This window comes from Kribbella sp. CWNU-51 (genome assembly GCF_054073265.1).
On record NZ_JBSXMZ010000044.1, the window covers coordinates 88,488 to 103,728 of the forward strand.

Annotated in this window: 13 protein-coding genes; 10 read left to right on the plus strand and 3 right to left on the minus strand. The window is 68.5% G+C overall.

Annotated features, from left to right (window positions below; translation table 11 throughout):
• The 4 genes from ACXC9Q_RS34710 (at window position 1) to ACXC9Q_RS34725 (ending at window position 4,660) form a co-directional block, all read left to right on the plus strand.
• Window positions 1–627 (plus strand): HAD-IA family hydrolase, encoded by a 627-nt coding sequence (locus ACXC9Q_RS34710; protein WP_457060876.1) that lies wholly within the window; start codon window positions 1–3, stop codon window positions 625–627.
• 8 nt (window positions 628–635) lie between these two features.
• Window positions 636–1,874 carry an MFS transporter gene (locus ACXC9Q_RS34715; RefSeq protein ID WP_457060877.1) on the plus strand — a complete coding sequence of 413 codons (1,239 nt, stop codon included), beginning with the start codon at window positions 636–638 and terminating at the stop codon, window positions 1,872–1,874.
• A gap of 135 nt (window positions 1,875–2,009) precedes the next feature.
• Window positions 2,010–2,495 carry a GNAT family N-acetyltransferase gene (locus ACXC9Q_RS34720; protein ID WP_457060878.1) on the plus strand — a complete coding sequence of 162 codons (486 nt, stop codon included), beginning with the start codon at window positions 2,010–2,012 and terminating at the stop codon, window positions 2,493–2,495.
• Between the two features lie 242 nt (window positions 2,496–2,737).
• Window positions 2,738–4,660 carry a hypothetical protein gene (locus ACXC9Q_RS34725; protein WP_457060879.1) on the plus strand — a complete coding sequence of 641 codons (1,923 nt, stop codon included), beginning with the start codon at window positions 2,738–2,740 and terminating at the stop codon, window positions 4,658–4,660.
• A gap of 25 nt (window positions 4,661–4,685) precedes the next feature.
• Here the strand turns inward: ACXC9Q_RS34725 and ACXC9Q_RS34730 are convergent, their stop codons facing one another.
• Both ACXC9Q_RS34730 and ACXC9Q_RS34735 read right to left on the minus strand, forming a co-directional pair.
• Window positions 4,686–6,266 carry a GxGYxYP domain-containing protein gene (locus tag ACXC9Q_RS34730; RefSeq protein WP_457060880.1) on the minus strand — a complete coding sequence of 527 codons (1,581 nt, stop codon included), beginning with the start codon at window positions 6,264–6,266 and terminating at the stop codon, window positions 4,686–4,688.
• 87 nt (window positions 6,267–6,353) lie between these two features.
• Window positions 6,354–6,971 carry an HAD family hydrolase gene (locus ACXC9Q_RS34735; protein WP_457060881.1) on the minus strand — a complete coding sequence of 206 codons (618 nt, stop codon included), beginning with the start codon at window positions 6,969–6,971 and terminating at the stop codon, window positions 6,354–6,356.
• A 125-nt stretch (window positions 6,972–7,096) separates the two neighbouring features.
• Between ACXC9Q_RS34735 and ACXC9Q_RS34740 the strand changes: the two genes are divergently transcribed.
• The 5 genes from ACXC9Q_RS34740 to rpmB all read left to right on the plus strand — a co-directional run bounded on the left by ACXC9Q_RS34740 (window position 7,097) and on the right by rpmB (window position 12,500).
• On the plus strand, window positions 7,097–8,374 hold the full coding sequence (locus ACXC9Q_RS34740; RefSeq protein WP_457060882.1) for an ABC transporter substrate-binding protein: 1,278 nt from the start codon (window positions 7,097–7,099) through the stop codon (window positions 8,372–8,374).
• A 1-nt stretch (window position 8,375) separates the two neighbouring features.
• Window positions 8,376–9,371: a carbohydrate ABC transporter permease gene (locus ACXC9Q_RS34745; protein ID WP_457060883.1), complete on the plus strand. Its 996-nt coding sequence runs from the start codon at window positions 8,376–8,378 to the stop codon at window positions 9,369–9,371.
• Entirely contained in the window at window positions 9,361–10,188 is an 828-nt protein-coding gene (locus ACXC9Q_RS34750) for a carbohydrate ABC transporter permease (RefSeq protein ID WP_457060884.1), read from the plus strand. The genes ACXC9Q_RS34745 and ACXC9Q_RS34750 overlap by 11 nt, the downstream gene beginning before the upstream one ends.
• A gap of 24 nt (window positions 10,189–10,212) precedes the next feature.
• Window positions 10,213–12,195 (plus strand): aldo/keto reductase, encoded by a 1,983-nt coding sequence (locus ACXC9Q_RS34755; protein ID WP_457060885.1) that lies wholly within the window; start codon window positions 10,213–10,215, stop codon window positions 12,193–12,195.
• A gap of 83 nt (window positions 12,196–12,278) precedes the next feature.
• The gene (gene rpmB / locus ACXC9Q_RS34760; RefSeq protein WP_457060886.1) at window positions 12,279–12,500 is read left to right on the plus strand and encodes a 50S ribosomal protein L28; all 222 of its coding nucleotides are present in this window, start codon (window positions 12,279–12,281) and stop codon (window positions 12,498–12,500) included.
• Between the two features lie 85 nt (window positions 12,501–12,585).
• On the opposite strand, the gene ACXC9Q_RS34765 is transcribed toward rpmB, so the two are convergent.
• Complete coding sequence (locus ACXC9Q_RS34765) at window positions 12,586–13,578, minus strand: SAM-dependent methyltransferase (protein ID WP_457060887.1); 993 nt, start codon at window positions 13,576–13,578, stop codon at window positions 12,586–12,588.
• Between the two features lie 36 nt (window positions 13,579–13,614).
• Between ACXC9Q_RS34765 and ACXC9Q_RS34770 the strand changes: the two genes are divergently transcribed.
• Window positions 13,615–15,228 carry a DAK2 domain-containing protein gene (locus ACXC9Q_RS34770; protein ID WP_457060888.1) on the plus strand — a complete coding sequence of 538 codons (1,614 nt, stop codon included), beginning with the start codon at window positions 13,615–13,617 and terminating at the stop codon, window positions 15,226–15,228.
• Window positions 15,229–15,241: the final 13 nt, after the last annotated feature.

Below are 15,241 nucleotides of genomic sequence, written 5' to 3' on the forward strand. Positions count from 1 at the left end.
ATGAACGTCCGGGACATCCGCGCCGTGCTGTTCGACATGGACGGCACACTGGTCGACTCCGACCACGCCGTCGACCGGGCGTGGACACGGTGGGCGGTGGAGTACGGCGTACCCCCTGCCGACGCGCTCGCCATCGCCTATGGCAGCCCGTCCGAGACGACGATCGCGCGCCTCCGGCCTGATCTCTCCGCCGAGGAGCGGTCCGCGGCCGCGGCGCGCTTGCTGGATCTCGAGTGCGATGACCTGACGGACGTCGTACCCGCACCCGGTGCGATCGAGCTGATCGGCACACTGGAGCGGCTTGGTCTGCCGTGGGCTGTCTTCACGAGCGCGTCCAACCGACTGGCGAAGGTCCGCCTGGGCGCCGCCGGCATCTCCCCGTCGATCCTGGTCACCGTCGACGACGTCACCCACGGCAAGCCCGATCCCGAAGGCTACCTGCGCGCCGCCGAGCTCCTCGACGTGCCGCCTCGGCATTGCCTGGTGGTCGAGGACACCGAGGTCGGTCTGTCAGCCGGCCGCGCGGCCGGTGCGGTCACCGCCGGCCTGAAGGGCACCCGCGCCGACATCGAGCTGCCCGACCTGCACCGCCTGGTGACACTGTTCACCGACCTGAGTGCCGGATGAGCTCCCGGATGGATTCCGCGGCGCGCGGAGACGAGATCCGGATCGGTCTCGGGCTGTCGTCGATGGGATTCGTGCTCGCCGGGCTCGGTGGTTGCGTTGCGATCCTGGCGCGAGATCTGGACGAGCCCACAAGTCGGCTGGCCCTGCTGTCATCGGGATTCGCGGCCGGGCTGCTGTTCGTCGCGCTGGTCGGCCCACGACTGCTCCGGTCCTGGCCGATGACGACTGTCCTCTCACTCGGCGCAGTCATCTGCGCGGTGGGCACGGTGCTGCTCGCGATCGCTCCGGTGTACACCGTCGCGATCGCCGGCGGACTGTGCATCGGGCTGGGTGGCGCACTGCTGGTCCTCGTCACCCCACTGATGCTGGACGGCCCCACAGCCGCCGCACGACTCAGCCGGGTCAATGCGGTCGCCAGTGCGACCGGCATCCTCGCACCTCTCGCCATCGGCGCCCTTGACTCGCTCGGCCCCACCGGTCGTCTGGCCATGCTGGCCGCCGCTCCGCCTCTTCTGGTGCTCGCTGTCATGACGAGACGAGCGAAGCCGGTCGCCCGTGCCCCTGTCCGGATCGACTCCGCGCCCGCAGCGGTTGCTAGCCGGTCCGGTACTCGTCGCAGGGTGGGGCGGCAGGTCGCGACGGCGGTGGGCCTCGGGTGGTTGCGCATCGTACTGTCCGTGGCAGTCGAGTTCTGCTTCGTGGTGTGGGCAGTGGCCCGGCTGGTCGCCGCCGGGTTGCCGACGGCAACAGCCGCGTTGCTCGGCAGCGCGTTCCCCATCGGCATGGCGGTCGGCCGGGTGATCGGCCCGATCCACTGGCGCGGCTGGTCCCCCGTCATACCGTCCGGAGCCTTCGCGGTCGTCGGCACGCTGCTCGTCAGCCTGTTCGACGTGCCTGCTGTCGTAGCGATCGGACTGGTTGTCGCGGGGATCGGCGTCGCTCCGCTCTACCCCGTCACGCTCGCCGCCCTGGTCGCGACCCCCGGCCTCAGCCCTGCCCGGCTGGCAGCGATCGGTGCGATGGCGTCCGGTGTGGCGATCCTGGTCGCGCCGGCGGCTCTCGCCTTACTCGCTCGTGCCGTCGACCTGCGTACGGCGTACCTCATCACCCTCCCTCTCCTCGCAGCCCTCTTCGCGTTGAGCCGCCGTCCGAGAACCTCTCCGGTCGAGAGCCTCGGTCGGGACGACGTCCACGTCCGGCGCGACAGCCCTTGCGCTGTCGACGGACTCGCTCCGCACGTCGATTGAGGGTCACGTAGCATCAGTCGGCATGGAGTGCTTTGCCGCCTGGCGTACCCGCCGCTGAAGGTCGACCCGCCGCATCGCGAACTGCGAGCGGGTCCCGTCATGTCCTGACCCCCTTCAGTGCGAGAGGCACACTTCATGCTCATTCGTTCGTACGTTCACTCTGACCTGTCCCGGCTCATCGAGCTGACCATCGAGACGTTCGGGCCCTTCTACGAGGAGTCGTTCCGCCCGCTGGTCGGCGAGCGCATCTTCTCCATCCAGCACGGCAATTGGCGCGACGACTACCGCAAGCAGGTCGCCGGACTCCACGACCCCGACTCTGACAAGTACGTCGCGGTCGCCGAGGAGGACGACGTACTCGCGGGCTACGTCGCCTGGGCCGTGGACCCCGCGCGCCGGGTCCACGGCACGATCACGATCCTCGCCGTCGCGGCCGAACACCGCCGAGAGGCCCTCGGTACCGCCCTGTGTGAGCACGCCTTCGATGCGATGCGGGCGCAGGGTGCGGAAATGGTCGAGATCGGCACCGGTGGCGATGACTTCCACGCGCCCGCCCGCGCCTTCTACGAGAGCCTCGGCTGCATCAAGCTCCCGGTCGCGGTCTACTTCCGCACGCTCTGATCCGGGCCGGGGCGTACTGGCTTCACGTACGGCGCGAGTCCGTCGACAACAGCTCCCACGTTGTGGACGGACTCGCGCCCACGTCGACGAACAACCGGGCGAGGAGAAGTGACCCTGACGCGGATGTCTGGGCATACCATCGATCGCGTCACCGCGTGGTGTGAAGTTTCCCCTTGTGGATAAGGGGTTTGCGGTCCCTTGTGGATTTGCCGAGCCGCAGGTTGATGCATAGAATCGAACGCATGTTCGAAGGAGATCTGGCGACGCTGTCGACGGCCGACCTGCTGGAGTCGGCCGCCGAACACGACGCCGAGGCCCGACGGGTCGACGCGCGGCGCCTCGAGCACGCCCAGATCTACGCCGACCGCTACCACCCCTCCGCCCACCCCGGCCGGCCCGGCCGCCGTGCCTGCGACGGCCGGGAACGCACGGTCGTGCTCGGCGGCGACGGCTGCCCGGAGATCCTGGAGTTCGCGATCGCCGAATTCGCGGTGATGCTGGGGATCTCACCCCGTGTCGCCGCGAACTACCTCGGCCGAGCCTTGGCGTTGCGGCACCGGTTCCCCTTCACCTGGGCCAGAGTCCAGGCCGGCGAGGCGACCGCGTGGAAGGCCTGCCGGATCGTCGCCGACTGCGCGAAACTGACCCAGGACGCCGCCGCCTACGTCGACCAGCGGATCGCACCCCTGATCGACTCGATCACCCCGTACCGGTTGAACAAGATCGTCACCGCCGCCAAACTCCACGCCGACCCCGCCCTGGCGCGGGCCGAGGCCGCCGAGCAGGCCCGCGAACGCGGCGTGTTCGTCGGCCGCTCGGACCCACACGGCACCAAAACCATGTACATCAAGGCCGCCGCCGGCGCAGTCATCCGCAACAAGGCCACCCTCGACGCGATCGCCGACGCCCTCAAAACCTTCGGCGACACCCGCCCCGTCCAGCACCGCCGCGCCGACGCGGTCGGCATCATCGCCGACCCCCGCTACACCCAAGAACTCCTCACCCAAGCCCGCCACCACCACCTCCACACCACCACCGACGCCGCGCCGGACGCCACCGCACACGACAACACCACTCCAGCCACGACCGACGCCGCGGACACGACCGGCGCCGCGGACACGACCGGCGCCGCGGAGACCACCGCGGGCACCACCGAGCCGGGCACCACCGAGCCGGGCGCCACCGAGCCGAGCACTCGCGCTCCGGGCGCCACCGAGCCGAGCACTCGCGCTCCGGGCGCCACCGAGCCGAGCACTCGCGCTCCGGGCGCCACCGAGCCGGGCGCCACCGCCCGGGACAGCACCGCCCGGGACAGCACGGCTCGGGGAAGCACCGCTCCGGACACCGCCGCTCCCGACACCGTGGACCCGGAGGTAGACCCGCTCGACGACCGGGCGAGCGCCTGCGACGAACCCGGCCCGGACGACGAGGCCGACCGCGACGCACCCCACCCCAGCATCAGCAACCTGCGCGACCCCCTCGACACCCCCGACACCGTGCCGATCGAACCCTTCGACCCCTCCGACCCCGGCCTACACCTCGACCCCGACGACGGCCGGCCCATGGATGCGGCCGCCGGCCGGGCCCTGCACGCCCGCCTGGCCCAGATCAAGCACGACGCCTACACCAACCCCGCCAGTGGACGGGTGCGTCCGGGCCAGACCGAGATCTACGTCCACCTCACCGACCACACCCTGGCCACCGGCACCGGGGTCCTGCGCGCCGAGGGCATCGGCCCCCTGCTCGCCGACCAGCTAGCCGAGCTCATCGGCCACGGGCCGTACACCGTGAAACCGGTCATCGACCTCAACGACGCCGTCAGCGTCGACGCCTACGAGATCCCCGACCGGATCCGCGAACGCGTCAAACTCACCCACCCCGTCGAACTGTTCCCGTTCGGCACCCAAGAGACCCACCGCGGCATGGACCTGGACCACATCCAGCCCTACGACCCGCTCGGCCCACCCGGCCAAACCAGCACCCTGAATCTCGCGCCGTTGGGCCGGTTCGGTCACCGGGTGAAGACTCACGCCCACGGCTGGACCGTCCACCGCGTCGATCCCAAGACCCTGGAATGGAGCACGCCCCACGGCTTCACCTTCCACGTCGACCCCACCGGCACCCACCGAGTGCACGCGCCGCGTCAGGCGGCTGACCCAGGTTGAACCGAAGGTTCGGGATCGCTAGCGCCTACGGCTTGGCGTACTTGCCGACCATCTTGACCAGAGTGTCCGGCGGGACGACCTTCACGTGCGGTGCGAGTCCGTCGACGACAGCCAGTATGTTGTCGACGGACTTGCTCCAGGCATGCCACACGACGACTGAGTAGCCGGCGGTGGAGCGCGGGTTCCGAGTGGCGGCGTTGAGTTCGGCGGTAACGGAGGCCTCGTCGGCGCCGTCGAGGCCGTCCCAGAGCATGGTGCGGGCTGAGATGACTGGCTTGCCTTCGGACCAGACGACCTTGCCTTTGAGGCCGTCGTAGCGGGAGTACTCGAGGTAGATCAGGCCGTCGATCTCCGGGCGCTTGAGGTACGACGACCAGAGGGCGGTGTTCTCGAAGGAGTTGAAGTCAATGATCTGGGCGACCGAGAGATCCGCGCGTCCCATCGATCGGGCAAGGGACGCGGTGTGCTTCTCCAACGCGGCCGCCGGATACCTGCTCGGGTACATATAGCCGCCGCCGGACGGTCCAACGACCCAGCGGTCCTTGCGGGACTGGTCGTAGTACCAGCGCATGACCGAGGGAGCGAGGTCGATCAGGGAGGGAGAGATGCCCCAACCCAGGTCGATCTCTCCGCGGCGGGGGCTTCCGAACCAGCGTTTGTCGGTGGGGAAGTCACCGAGCATCCACTGGATGTTGTCGCCATCGGTGATCAGGAAGGTGACGTAGTGGGCGTTCGGGTCTGGTTCAGGGGCCCTCCCCCCACCCCCTCCGCGCTGGCTCAGCCGGTCCTCGCGGATGCCGGACAAGACGGACAGATTGCGGGCGTGGTCGGCCGGCAGGGCCTTGACGCCGGCCGTCGAGTTCACGCCGATGAAGGCGTCCTCGCCGTTCGACGCGTCGCCCCAGCCGATCACCGTGGCGTCGTCGTCGAGGGCGTTGACCAGCTCGGCGCGGAAGTCCGAGTTGCCGTCGAAGAAGGCGAGCGTCCCCGCCATCGTCACGTAGTCCCGCAGTCGCTCCGGCCAATCCGGTCTCTGCTCGACCGCGACGTCGTGCCGCAGCCGTGGCCAGTAGTTGTCCACGACCCAGCGGTCGTCCTTGTCCCGCACGTCCAGGACCTTGCGCAATCCGTGCTGGATCGCGAGTGCCTCCAAGCTCTCCTCGATTGCCACGGCACCCGTCAGGCCGGCGAGCGTGGTCGCCACGTTGACCGACGGAGTGCCCGTTCGAAAGAGAACATATCCGTCGACGCCCGACCGGCTGACGGTTTTCCACAGGTCACCGGTACGGGTGCGGACGCCGTACCGGGAGACGAGGTCATCGAGCCAGAACTGGTAGCCCAGCGACGGGATGTTCAGATAGAGCGATTCGCCACCGCGGCGCGCCATCAGACCCTGCAGCGTGGTCGCGAGTGTCCGCTCGGCGGGGCTCAGCGAGTCTTCGGCCAAGACGTTCAACAGGCGCGGGCGCTGCCCCTTCGGGTACTGCGGGCCAGGAGCGGCGGAGGTGCCGAAGGCGAAGGACGGTGCCAGCGAGCCGAGTCCCAACCCGGCAGTCAGACCGAGCGCGCGGCGGCGGGTCAGGGTGAGACGTCGGCGATCGGACATGTGGTGCCTCCAGGGAGCGGCTGGTGACTGTCCTACGTTGTCATTTGCCCGGCGACGATGCCACAACCACCCTCACGCCACAAGACCTCAGTCCGGAATCGGCAGCCCATAACGGCGAAGCAGCTCGACCAGCGCCGGCACTCCGGCCGACAGGTCGTACACCTCGGCCCGCAGTCCGACGCCCAAAGCACCCGCCACGTTGGCTTCGTTGTCGTCGATGAAGAGCACCTCCGAGGCGGGCACCTGCAGAGCAGCGAGGATCGCCCGGAAGTACGCCGGATCCGGCTTGGCCAGTCCGAGATCACACGAGTAGAAGGTCTGGTCGAACCAGGCGCCGTACCCGCGCTCGTCCTGCATGATCGCCCGCCGATAGGCCTGCTGGTTGGTCGCGAGATGACACCCGATCCCGGCCGCCCGCAGCGAGCCGATCAACGAGATGACCGCCGGCTCGGCGGCGAACCAGTGCCACGGCTCCATGGCCTCCCCCACCGAGGCCGGCGAGTTCCAGCGGTGGAGCACCTCGGCCACCGCGTCCCGGAAGTCGCCCTTCCCGACCAAACTCGGCTTCTCGGCGGCCATCAGGTCGGCGAGGAAAGCGTCGCTGTCGGAGGGGACGAGCGAGGTCAGGCGGGCCCACCAGTCCTGGCTGGGGCGCTGGACGACGCCATCGGCATCGAAGAGTACGGCGGAGAGCATGCCGCCCATCCTGTCATCCGCGCCAACCGCGCGAGCCCTTGACCGGTTCAGTCGGAATGCGCTTACCTAATGGCAACGTAAACATATGTGGACACCTTCCGGCGAAATCCAACAGAAAGCGCCAGGTGAGGCGTATGACCCTGAGCAGAAGAAAGTTCCTAGCGTTCGGCTCCGCCGCGGCCGCCGCGAGTCTCACCGGGTGCGGCTCGCGAAGTTCACTCGGCGGATCCGACGAGCTCAGCATGTGGACGTGGGTCGGTTCGGTCAACGACGGCCTGATCGGCCAGGCGGAGAAGGCGATCCCGGGGTACGACGGCATGAAGCTGGCGATGACCCGGATCGGGACCAACTACAAGACCAAGGTGCTGACCTCCCTGGCCGGCAAGTCGCTCGTGCCCGACATCGTCGCGATCAACGACGACGTGGCCACCTACTTCCCGAACCAGGACCAGTTCGTCGACCTCAAGACGCTCGGCGCCGACGAGCTCGAGAAGGACTTCCTCCCCTGGAAGTGGAAGCTCGGGATCACCCCCGAGGGCCGGATGATGGCCTACCCGATGGACACCGGACCGACCGCGCTGTTCTACCGGACGGACATCTTCCAGAAGGCCGGTATCGACACCGACCCGGCCGCGGTCGCGGAGCTGGCGCCCGACTGGGACAGCTACATCGAGCTCGGGAAGAAGCTCAAGGCCGCCGTGCCCGGCTCGGCCATCACGGACAACATCACCGGTGTCTTCAGCTACGCACTGGCCCAGCAGTCCAAGCGCTACATGACCGAAGACGGCCAGTACATCGGCGACCAGGACCACATCCGCTCCGCGTTCGATCTCTCGATCCGGGTGGTCAAGGAAGGGCTGTCCGCGAACGCACAGTCCGGTACGACGGACGCGAACGCCGTGGTCACCAACGGCAAGCTGGTCGCGTACAACGCTGCGGTCTGGTGGGCGCAGCTCGGACCGAAGAACGCGGCCCCGAAGACGAAGGGACTCTGGCGGGTGACGGCGGCTCCTGGTGGCGCCGGCAACCGTGGCGGGTCCTTCCTGGCGATCACGAAGTACTGCAAGAACCCGAAGGCGGCCTTCGCGTTCATCAGCTGGCTGGAGTCGGCGAAGAACCAGGCCCAGGCGTTCCTCGATCCGGTGCTGTTCCCGTCCACCCCAGCCAGCTACACCGACCAGACGATGGCCGCACCGGATCCGTTCTTCGGCGGCCAGAAGATCGTCGACGTCTTCGCCGCGTCGGCCAAGAAGTACCCCGGCGCCTACTTCTCGCCGTACGACACCATCATCGGTACGCCGCTCGGCGCAGAGCTGGTGAACGTCGAAGTGGCCGGGAAGTCGCCGGACCAGGCCTGGGCGGACGCGCAGCGCCAGATCGAACGTGAACTCACCCGAGCGGGGGCGATCTGAGATGGCTGTCACCACCAAGGCATTCCCGGCGACCGTCGGCACGACCATGGACCCCGGGCCGTCCAAGCGGCCGAACAAGTACCGCCAGGCGCTGCCGCAGTACGCGGCCGTCTCGCCGTTCTTCATCCTGTTCGCGGTGTTCGGCGCGTTCCCGGTGCTGTTCTCGATCTGGATCTCGTTCCATTCCTGGAACGGCATCGGGGCGATGAAATGGGTCGGGCTGCAGCAGTACAGCTACCTGCTCAGCGATCCGAAGTTCTGGCAGTCGATCGGCAACACGCTGATCATCTGGGTGCTGTCGACCGTGCCGATGCTGTTGCTGGCGCTGGTGATCGCCAACGCGCTGCACAACGCGACCCGGTTCCGCAGCTTCTACCGGATCGCCTACTTCATCCCGAACGTCACCTCGGTCGTCGCCGTCACGATGGTCTTCGGCTCGATCTTCAGCAACAACTTCGGCCTGCTGAACGCGTTCCTGCAGTCGATCGGGCTGACCAAGATCGAATGGCTGACCCAGCCGTGGGGGATCAAGGTCGCGATCGCCAGCATCGTCACCTGGCGCTGGGTCGGGTACAACGCGATCATCTTCCTGGCCGGCCTGCAGGCGATCCCCGGCGACGTCTACGAGGCGGCCAAGGTCGACGGCGCGTCGTCGCGGCAGACGTTCTGGCGGGTCACCGTGCCGCTGCTGCGTCCGGTGATCCTGTTCACCGCCGTCACATCGACCATCGGCGGTCTGCAGATCTTCACCGAGTCCCAGGTGCTGGTCGGCGACACCGGCGGCCCGGGCGGCTCGGGGACGACGATCGTGTCGTACCTGTACCAGAGCGCGTTCCTGAACAACCAGTTCGGGTACGGCGCCGCCATCGGCTGGGCCCTGTTCATCCTGATCGTGTTGTTCAGCATCATCAACTGGCGGCTGATCGGCTGCAGTAACGAGCGGATCACCCGCCGTGCCGCCCGCCGCACTGGAAGGGAGCAGACCGATGCGCGCTGACCGGGCCCGGAACATTGTCAGCCACGTGGTGCTGATGTTCGGCGTAGTGCTGTCGATCTTCCCCTTCTACTGGATGGTGGTGATGGCCTCCAACACCACCCCGGACATCTTCACCTACCCACCGAAGCTGTTGATCGGATCGCACCTGTTCGAGAACATGGGCAAGGTGCTCGACAACATCGACTTCTTCGGCTCGATGCTGATCACGGTGATCGTCGCGCTCGCGGTGACCGTGCTGGTGCTGTTCTTCGACTCGCTGGCCGCCTTCGCGTTCGCGAAGTACGAGTTCCCCGGCAGCAGATGGCTCTTCGGGCTGCTGCTGGCCACCTTCATGATCCCGGCCCAGCTGTCCCTGGTGCCGCAGTTCGTGACGCTGGCCGAGTTCGGCTGGATCGGATCGCTGAAGGCGCTGATCATCCCGGGCGCGGCGAACGCGTTCGGGATCTTCTGGATGCGCCAGTACGCCCGCGGCGCGATCCCCGACGAGCTCATCTCTGCGGCCAAGGTCGACGGCGCCGGCTTCTTCCGCCAGTACCTGACCGTCGGCATCCCGGTGCTCCGGCCCGGCCTGGCGTTCCTGGGTATCTTCACGTTCATCAACGTCTGGAACGATTACCTGTGGCCGTTGATCGTGATGACCGACCCGAACAAGCTGCCGCTCCAGGTCGCACTGCAGCAGCTGAACGGCATCTACGGCACCGACTACTCGATGGTGATGGCCGGCGCCCTGATGAGTGTCATTCCACTGATCGGCGTCTTCATCATCGGCGCCCGCTCCTTCATCGCCGACATCGCCGCCGGCGCCATGAAGTTCTGACCCCACAATCGAACGGGACTCCTCTTGACTGACACCACACTCCGCTGGGGAATCATCGGCACCGGGAACATCGCGTCCCGGTTCGCGAGCCAGGTACCGACGTCGGCGGCCAACGCGGTCGTCGCCGTCGGCAGCCGCTCGATCGACTCGGCCAACGCCTTCGCGGACAAGTACGACATCACCAACCGGCACGGTTCGTACGACGACCTGCTCGCCGACCCGGACGTGGACGCGGTGTACGTCGCGACGCCGCACCCGATGCACCCCGAGTGGGCGATCAAGGCCGCCGAGGCCGGCAAGCACGTGCTGTGCGAGAAGCCGCTCGCGATCAACAAGGCGTGGGCGGAGGCGATGATCGAGGCCGCCGTACGCAACGACGTCTTCCTGATGGAGGCGTACATGTACCGCTGCCTGCCGCAGACCAAGCTGGTCGCCCAGCTGGTCCGCGACGGCGAGCTCGGCACCGTCCACCAGATCCAGGCCACGTTCGCCTTCGCCTCCGGGTTCCGGCCGGAGAGCCGGATCTTCGCCGACGAGCTGGCGGGCGGCGGGATCCTCGACGTCGGCGGCTACCCGGTCTCGTACGCCCGGTTGATCGCCGGCGTCGCGACCGGGCGGCCGTACGCCGATCCGGCGGCGGTGACCGCGGTCGGGCACGTCGGTGAGACCGGCGCCGACGAATGGTCGGTGGCGACCCTGTTCTTCGACGGCGGGGTCACGGCCCAGGTCAGCACAGGCGTCCGGCTGACGGATCAGAACCAGGTCCGCATCTTCGGCAGCGAGGGCTACCTGGTCATCGAGGACCCGTGGTTCGGCGGCGACGGCAAACCGACCCACGTCACTCTGCACAAGGTGGGGGAGGAACCGCGGGACATCTCCGCGGACCCAGCCCTGATCTACGCGGCCGAGGCCGAGGCGGTCGCGGCGGCGATCGAGCAACGGCAGGCACCGGAGATGAGCTGGGCCGACACGCTCGGCAACCTGACCGTCCAGGACGCGTGGCGGGCGGCGATCGGGCAGCAGTATGCGAGCGAGCGGGACGACGCGATCATCCCGACCGCGACCGGCCGGCCGCTGCGGCGCCGCGACGACGCCCCGATGACCTACGGAAGGGTCGCCGGCCTCGACAAGCAGGTCTCCCGGCTCGTGATGGGCGTCGACAACCAGCAGACCCTCACCCACGCGGCCGCGATGTTCGACGACTTCGTCGAGCGCGGCGGTACGACGTTCGACACCGCCTACATCTACGGCGGCGGCCGCGGCGAGAAGCTGCTCGGCCAGTGGATCACCTCCCGCGGCAACCGCGACGAGATCGTTGTCATCGGCAAGGGTGCGCACACGCCGTACTGCGACCCCGCGTCGATCACCCGGCAGCTGGAGGAGAGCCTCGAGCGGCTGCAGACCGACCACGTCGACCTCTACCTGATGCACCGCGACAACGAAGAGATCCCGGTCGGCGAATTCGTCGACGTCATGGACGAGCACTTCAAGGCCGGCCGGATCAGGGCGTACGGCGGCTCCAACTGGTCCACCGCTCGCTTCGACGAGGCCAACGCGTACGCCGCGACGAACGGCAAGCAGCCGTTCACCCTGCTGAGCAACCACCTCAGCCTCGCGCGGGCGTACGACGTACCGTGGGCCGGGTGCCGGCACGTGTCGGACGACGAGTCGCAAGCGTGGTTGCGGGAGCGGCAGGTCGCATTGTTCCCGTGGTCGAGCCAGGCGCGCGGGTTCTTTACCGGGCGGGCCAAGCCGGAGGACCGGTCGGACGAGGAGCTGGTGCGCTGCTTCTACTCCGACGAGAACTTCCGCCGGCTCGACCGGGCCCGGGAGCTCGCGGCGGCCAAGGGCGTCGAGCCGACCGCGATCGCGCTAGCCTGGCTGCTGCACCAGCCGTACCCGGTGTTCCCGCTGATCGGGCCGCGGCACATCAGCGAGACCCGGACCTCGACACCCGGTCTTTCGGTGTCCCTGACGGACGAGGAAGTGGCGTACCTCACTGCCTGAAGACTGCCTGAAGCCGAATTGGTCGTGCGTCGGGGCCCATGTAACATGGTCTGTCGGTGTCACGACCCTGAACACGGAGAATCATGTCTAAGAAGTGCGATGTTTGCGGCAAGCAGCCGACGTTCGGCAACAGCGTTGCCCGCCTGGGTAAGGGCGCGATGATCCGCCGGGTCAAGGCTCGCACGCCCCGGCGGTTCAACCCCAACATCCAGCCGGTCCGGGCGATGATCAAGGGCACGCCCACCAAGCTGAAGGTGTGCACGTCCTGCATCAAGGCCGGCAAGGTCCAGCGCGTCGTCGGCTGACCCCAGCTTTCACTCCGTTTAGGGCCTTGAAATAGGCGCCCGGGATCACCCGGGCGCCTATTTCGCGTCTTCGCAGTCGTTCGTGTCAGTGCTTTCGCGCCACCACGGTGATCTCGTTCCGGTTGTGATGCAGTTGCCGCGCGTGCAATACGTCGTACGCCTGCCGCAGCACGTCCAGACCACGCCGGGCGCCGTCGAGCGGGTTCCTCCCGCCACCCTTCAGCGTCACGACCGCCAGGCCGCCGCGGCGCAGGTGTGCGGCCGCGTCGAGCATCATCCGGGCGCTCATCACCTGATCCATCCGCATGTCGTTCACCACGACGTCGAAGCTCACCCGGTTCCGGCGGAAGAACTCACCCGCCGTCGTCTGAACATGGTGGATGCGGCGGTCGGCGAGCAGCCGGGGATCGAGACCACCGGGATCGACGGACCACACCTCCTGCCCGTGCTGCCGCAGGATCCGCGTCCACCCGCCCGGCGAGGCGCCGAGATCCACGGCCTTCCCGCCGGCCGGCAACTCCAGCCCGAAGGTCGCGATCGCCTCCTCCAGCTTGAACTCCGACCGCGAGACCCGCGCGTCGGCCCGAGCCAACCGCATCCGCCCACCCGGCCAGTCCGACAAGCTGTCCGCGAGCCGGTTGAGGCCCAGGACCACAGCTCGGCGCCCGACGAAGCACGAGACGACGTACTCCTGATCGGAGCGGGTCACAGTCACGCCGCGATCGGTGAGCGCCTGCTCGATCCGGTGGTACTGCGTGCCACCAGTGCCGGCGCCGTCGGTCCAGGCCTGGACGGCGAGGGCTTTCGGGTACTCGGGCAGCTCGCCCAGCACCAGCTCGGCCAGCTCGTAGTCGGGCGGCAGCTCCTCGAAGCTCCCGATCTCGACCGTCAGATGCCGGACGAACATGATCCGTCCCACATCACACGCCTCAGCCAGCTCGCGGACGGACGGTCCGATCACCCGACCGAGGTCCCCACCCACCCGCTCGATCCGCACCTCAGGGCCGAACTCACCCCGGATCTCCCGCACGGCCCAGTCGTAACTGTCGGCCGCGACCGAGAACAAGACACCGCTCACCCCCAAACCCTAGCGGGACCGGTTAGCCTTCCGGGCGTGGAGGAACTGACCGTCGAGGTGTTGCGGGCCTGGGCTCGGACCGCGCTGGCCGAGTTGGGCCGGGCGCGGACCGAGATCGACGAGCTGAACGTGTACCCGGTGCCCGACGGCGATACCGGGACCAACCTCTATCTGACCTGGGAGGCCGCCTGCGACGCGCTGCCCCAAGGTGAGCTGACCTTCGCCGAGGCGGTCCAGGCGTTCGGCCGCGGCGCCCTGCTCGGCGCCCGCGGCAACTCCGGCGTGATCACCTCTCAGCTCGTCCGAGCCTGCGGCCTCCGGCTCGCCGAGAACCTCCCGCGGCACCAGGGCGAGGGCGTACTCGCGGATCCGCGCATGAGCGAGCCCGTCGCCTTCGCCGACGCGTTGAAGTACGCCGCCGACGCCGCCTACAGCGCGGTCGCGCAGCCGGTCGAGGGCACCATGCTGACGGTCGCGCGGGCCGCCGCGACCGGTGCGATGACGGCCGCGAACGACGGGAAGACGCTGGCCGACGTCTGCCTGGCCGCCGTCGCCTCGGCCCGGCAGGCGCTCACCAAGACCACCGAGCAGCTCGACGTACTGCGGCGTGCGGGGGTCGTGGACGCCGGGGGAGCGGGCCTGGTCGTGATCCTCGGTGCGATGGAGTCGGTGCTGACCGGGCGGGTCGTGCGGGTCGATGTACCGGCGCGGGTCCAGCCTCAGGGTGAAAGCGCCGAGAGCCAGGACGGACCGGCGTACGAGGTGATGTACCTGCTGGACGCGACGGACGACAAGATCGGCGACTTCCGGCAGAACCTGGCCGGGCTCGGCGACTCGGTCGTCGTGGTCGGTGGCGACGGGCTGTGGAACGTGCACGTCCACACCGACGAAGTCGGCGCCGCGATCGAGCAGGGCATCGACATCGGCCGCCCGCACCGGATCCGGGTCACGCACTTCGCCGACCACGCGCACCACCACGAGCCGATCCCGGGGCGGGCGGTGATCGCGGTCGTCGCCGGCGACGGGCTCGCCGACCTGTTCGCCGAGGCGGGGGCGCACATCATCAGGGGCGGTCCGGGCCGACGGTGTTCGACCGGCGAGCTGCTGCAGGCGATCGAGAAGTCGAAGGCGCCGGAGATCGTGATCCTGCCCAACGACAACGAGTCGATCGCGGTTGCCGAGGCCGCCGCGACCGCGGCCCGGCAGGACGGGATCCGGGTGGCCGTGATCCCGACCCGGGCCCAGGTGCAAGGCCTGGCGGCGATCGCCGTCCACGACCCGGAGCGCAGCTTCGACGACGCCGTGGTCCAGCTGTCCGCCGCGGCCGGTCAGACCCGGCACGGCGCGGTGACGATCGCGGTGAAGGACGCCTGGACGATGGCCGGCATGTGCCGGGTGGGCGACGCGCTGGGCGTGGTCGACGGCGACTTCGCGCTGATCACCGAGGATCTGGAGGCGGCCGCGTTCGGGGTGGTCGACCGGCTGCTCGGCGGCGGTGGTGAGCTGCTCACGATCGTCACCGGCAGCGGCGTCGCACCCGGTCTGGTCGATGCTGTGGAGCGGCACGTACGGCGGAACCGCAAAGATGTCGATGTCGTGGTGTACGACGGAGGGCAGGACAGGTACCCGTTGCTGATCGGGGTGGAATGACTGGTGTTGAAAT

Coding starts and splice junctions, on each gene's coding strand:
- ACXC9Q_RS34710 (WP_457060876.1), top strand. CDS start 1: ATGAACGTCCGGGACATCCGCGCCGTGCTGTTCGACATGGACGGCACA.
- ACXC9Q_RS34715 (WP_457060877.1), top strand. CDS start 636: ATGGATTCCGCGGCGCGCGGAGACGAGATCCGGATCGGTCTCGGGCTG.
- ACXC9Q_RS34720 (WP_457060878.1), top strand. CDS start 2,010: ATGCTCATTCGTTCGTACGTTCACTCTGACCTGTCCCGGCTCATCGAG.
- ACXC9Q_RS34725 (WP_457060879.1), top strand. CDS start 2,738: ATGTTCGAAGGAGATCTGGCGACGCTGTCGACGGCCGACCTGCTGGAG.
- ACXC9Q_RS34730 (WP_457060880.1), bottom strand. CDS start 6,266: ATGTCCGATCGCCGACGTCTCACCCTGACCCGCCGCCGCGCGCTCGGT.
- ACXC9Q_RS34735 (WP_457060881.1), bottom strand. CDS start 6,971: ATGGGCGGCATGCTCTCCGCCGTACTCTTCGATGCCGATGGCGTCGTC.
- ACXC9Q_RS34740 (WP_457060882.1), top strand. CDS start 7,097: ATGACCCTGAGCAGAAGAAAGTTCCTAGCGTTCGGCTCCGCCGCGGCC.
- ACXC9Q_RS34745 (WP_457060883.1), top strand. CDS start 8,376: ATGGCTGTCACCACCAAGGCATTCCCGGCGACCGTCGGCACGACCATG.
- ACXC9Q_RS34750 (WP_457060884.1), top strand. CDS start 9,361: ATGCGCGCTGACCGGGCCCGGAACATTGTCAGCCACGTGGTGCTGATG.
- rpmB (WP_457060886.1), top strand. CDS start 12,279: ATGTCTAAGAAGTGCGATGTTTGCGGCAAGCAGCCGACGTTCGGCAAC.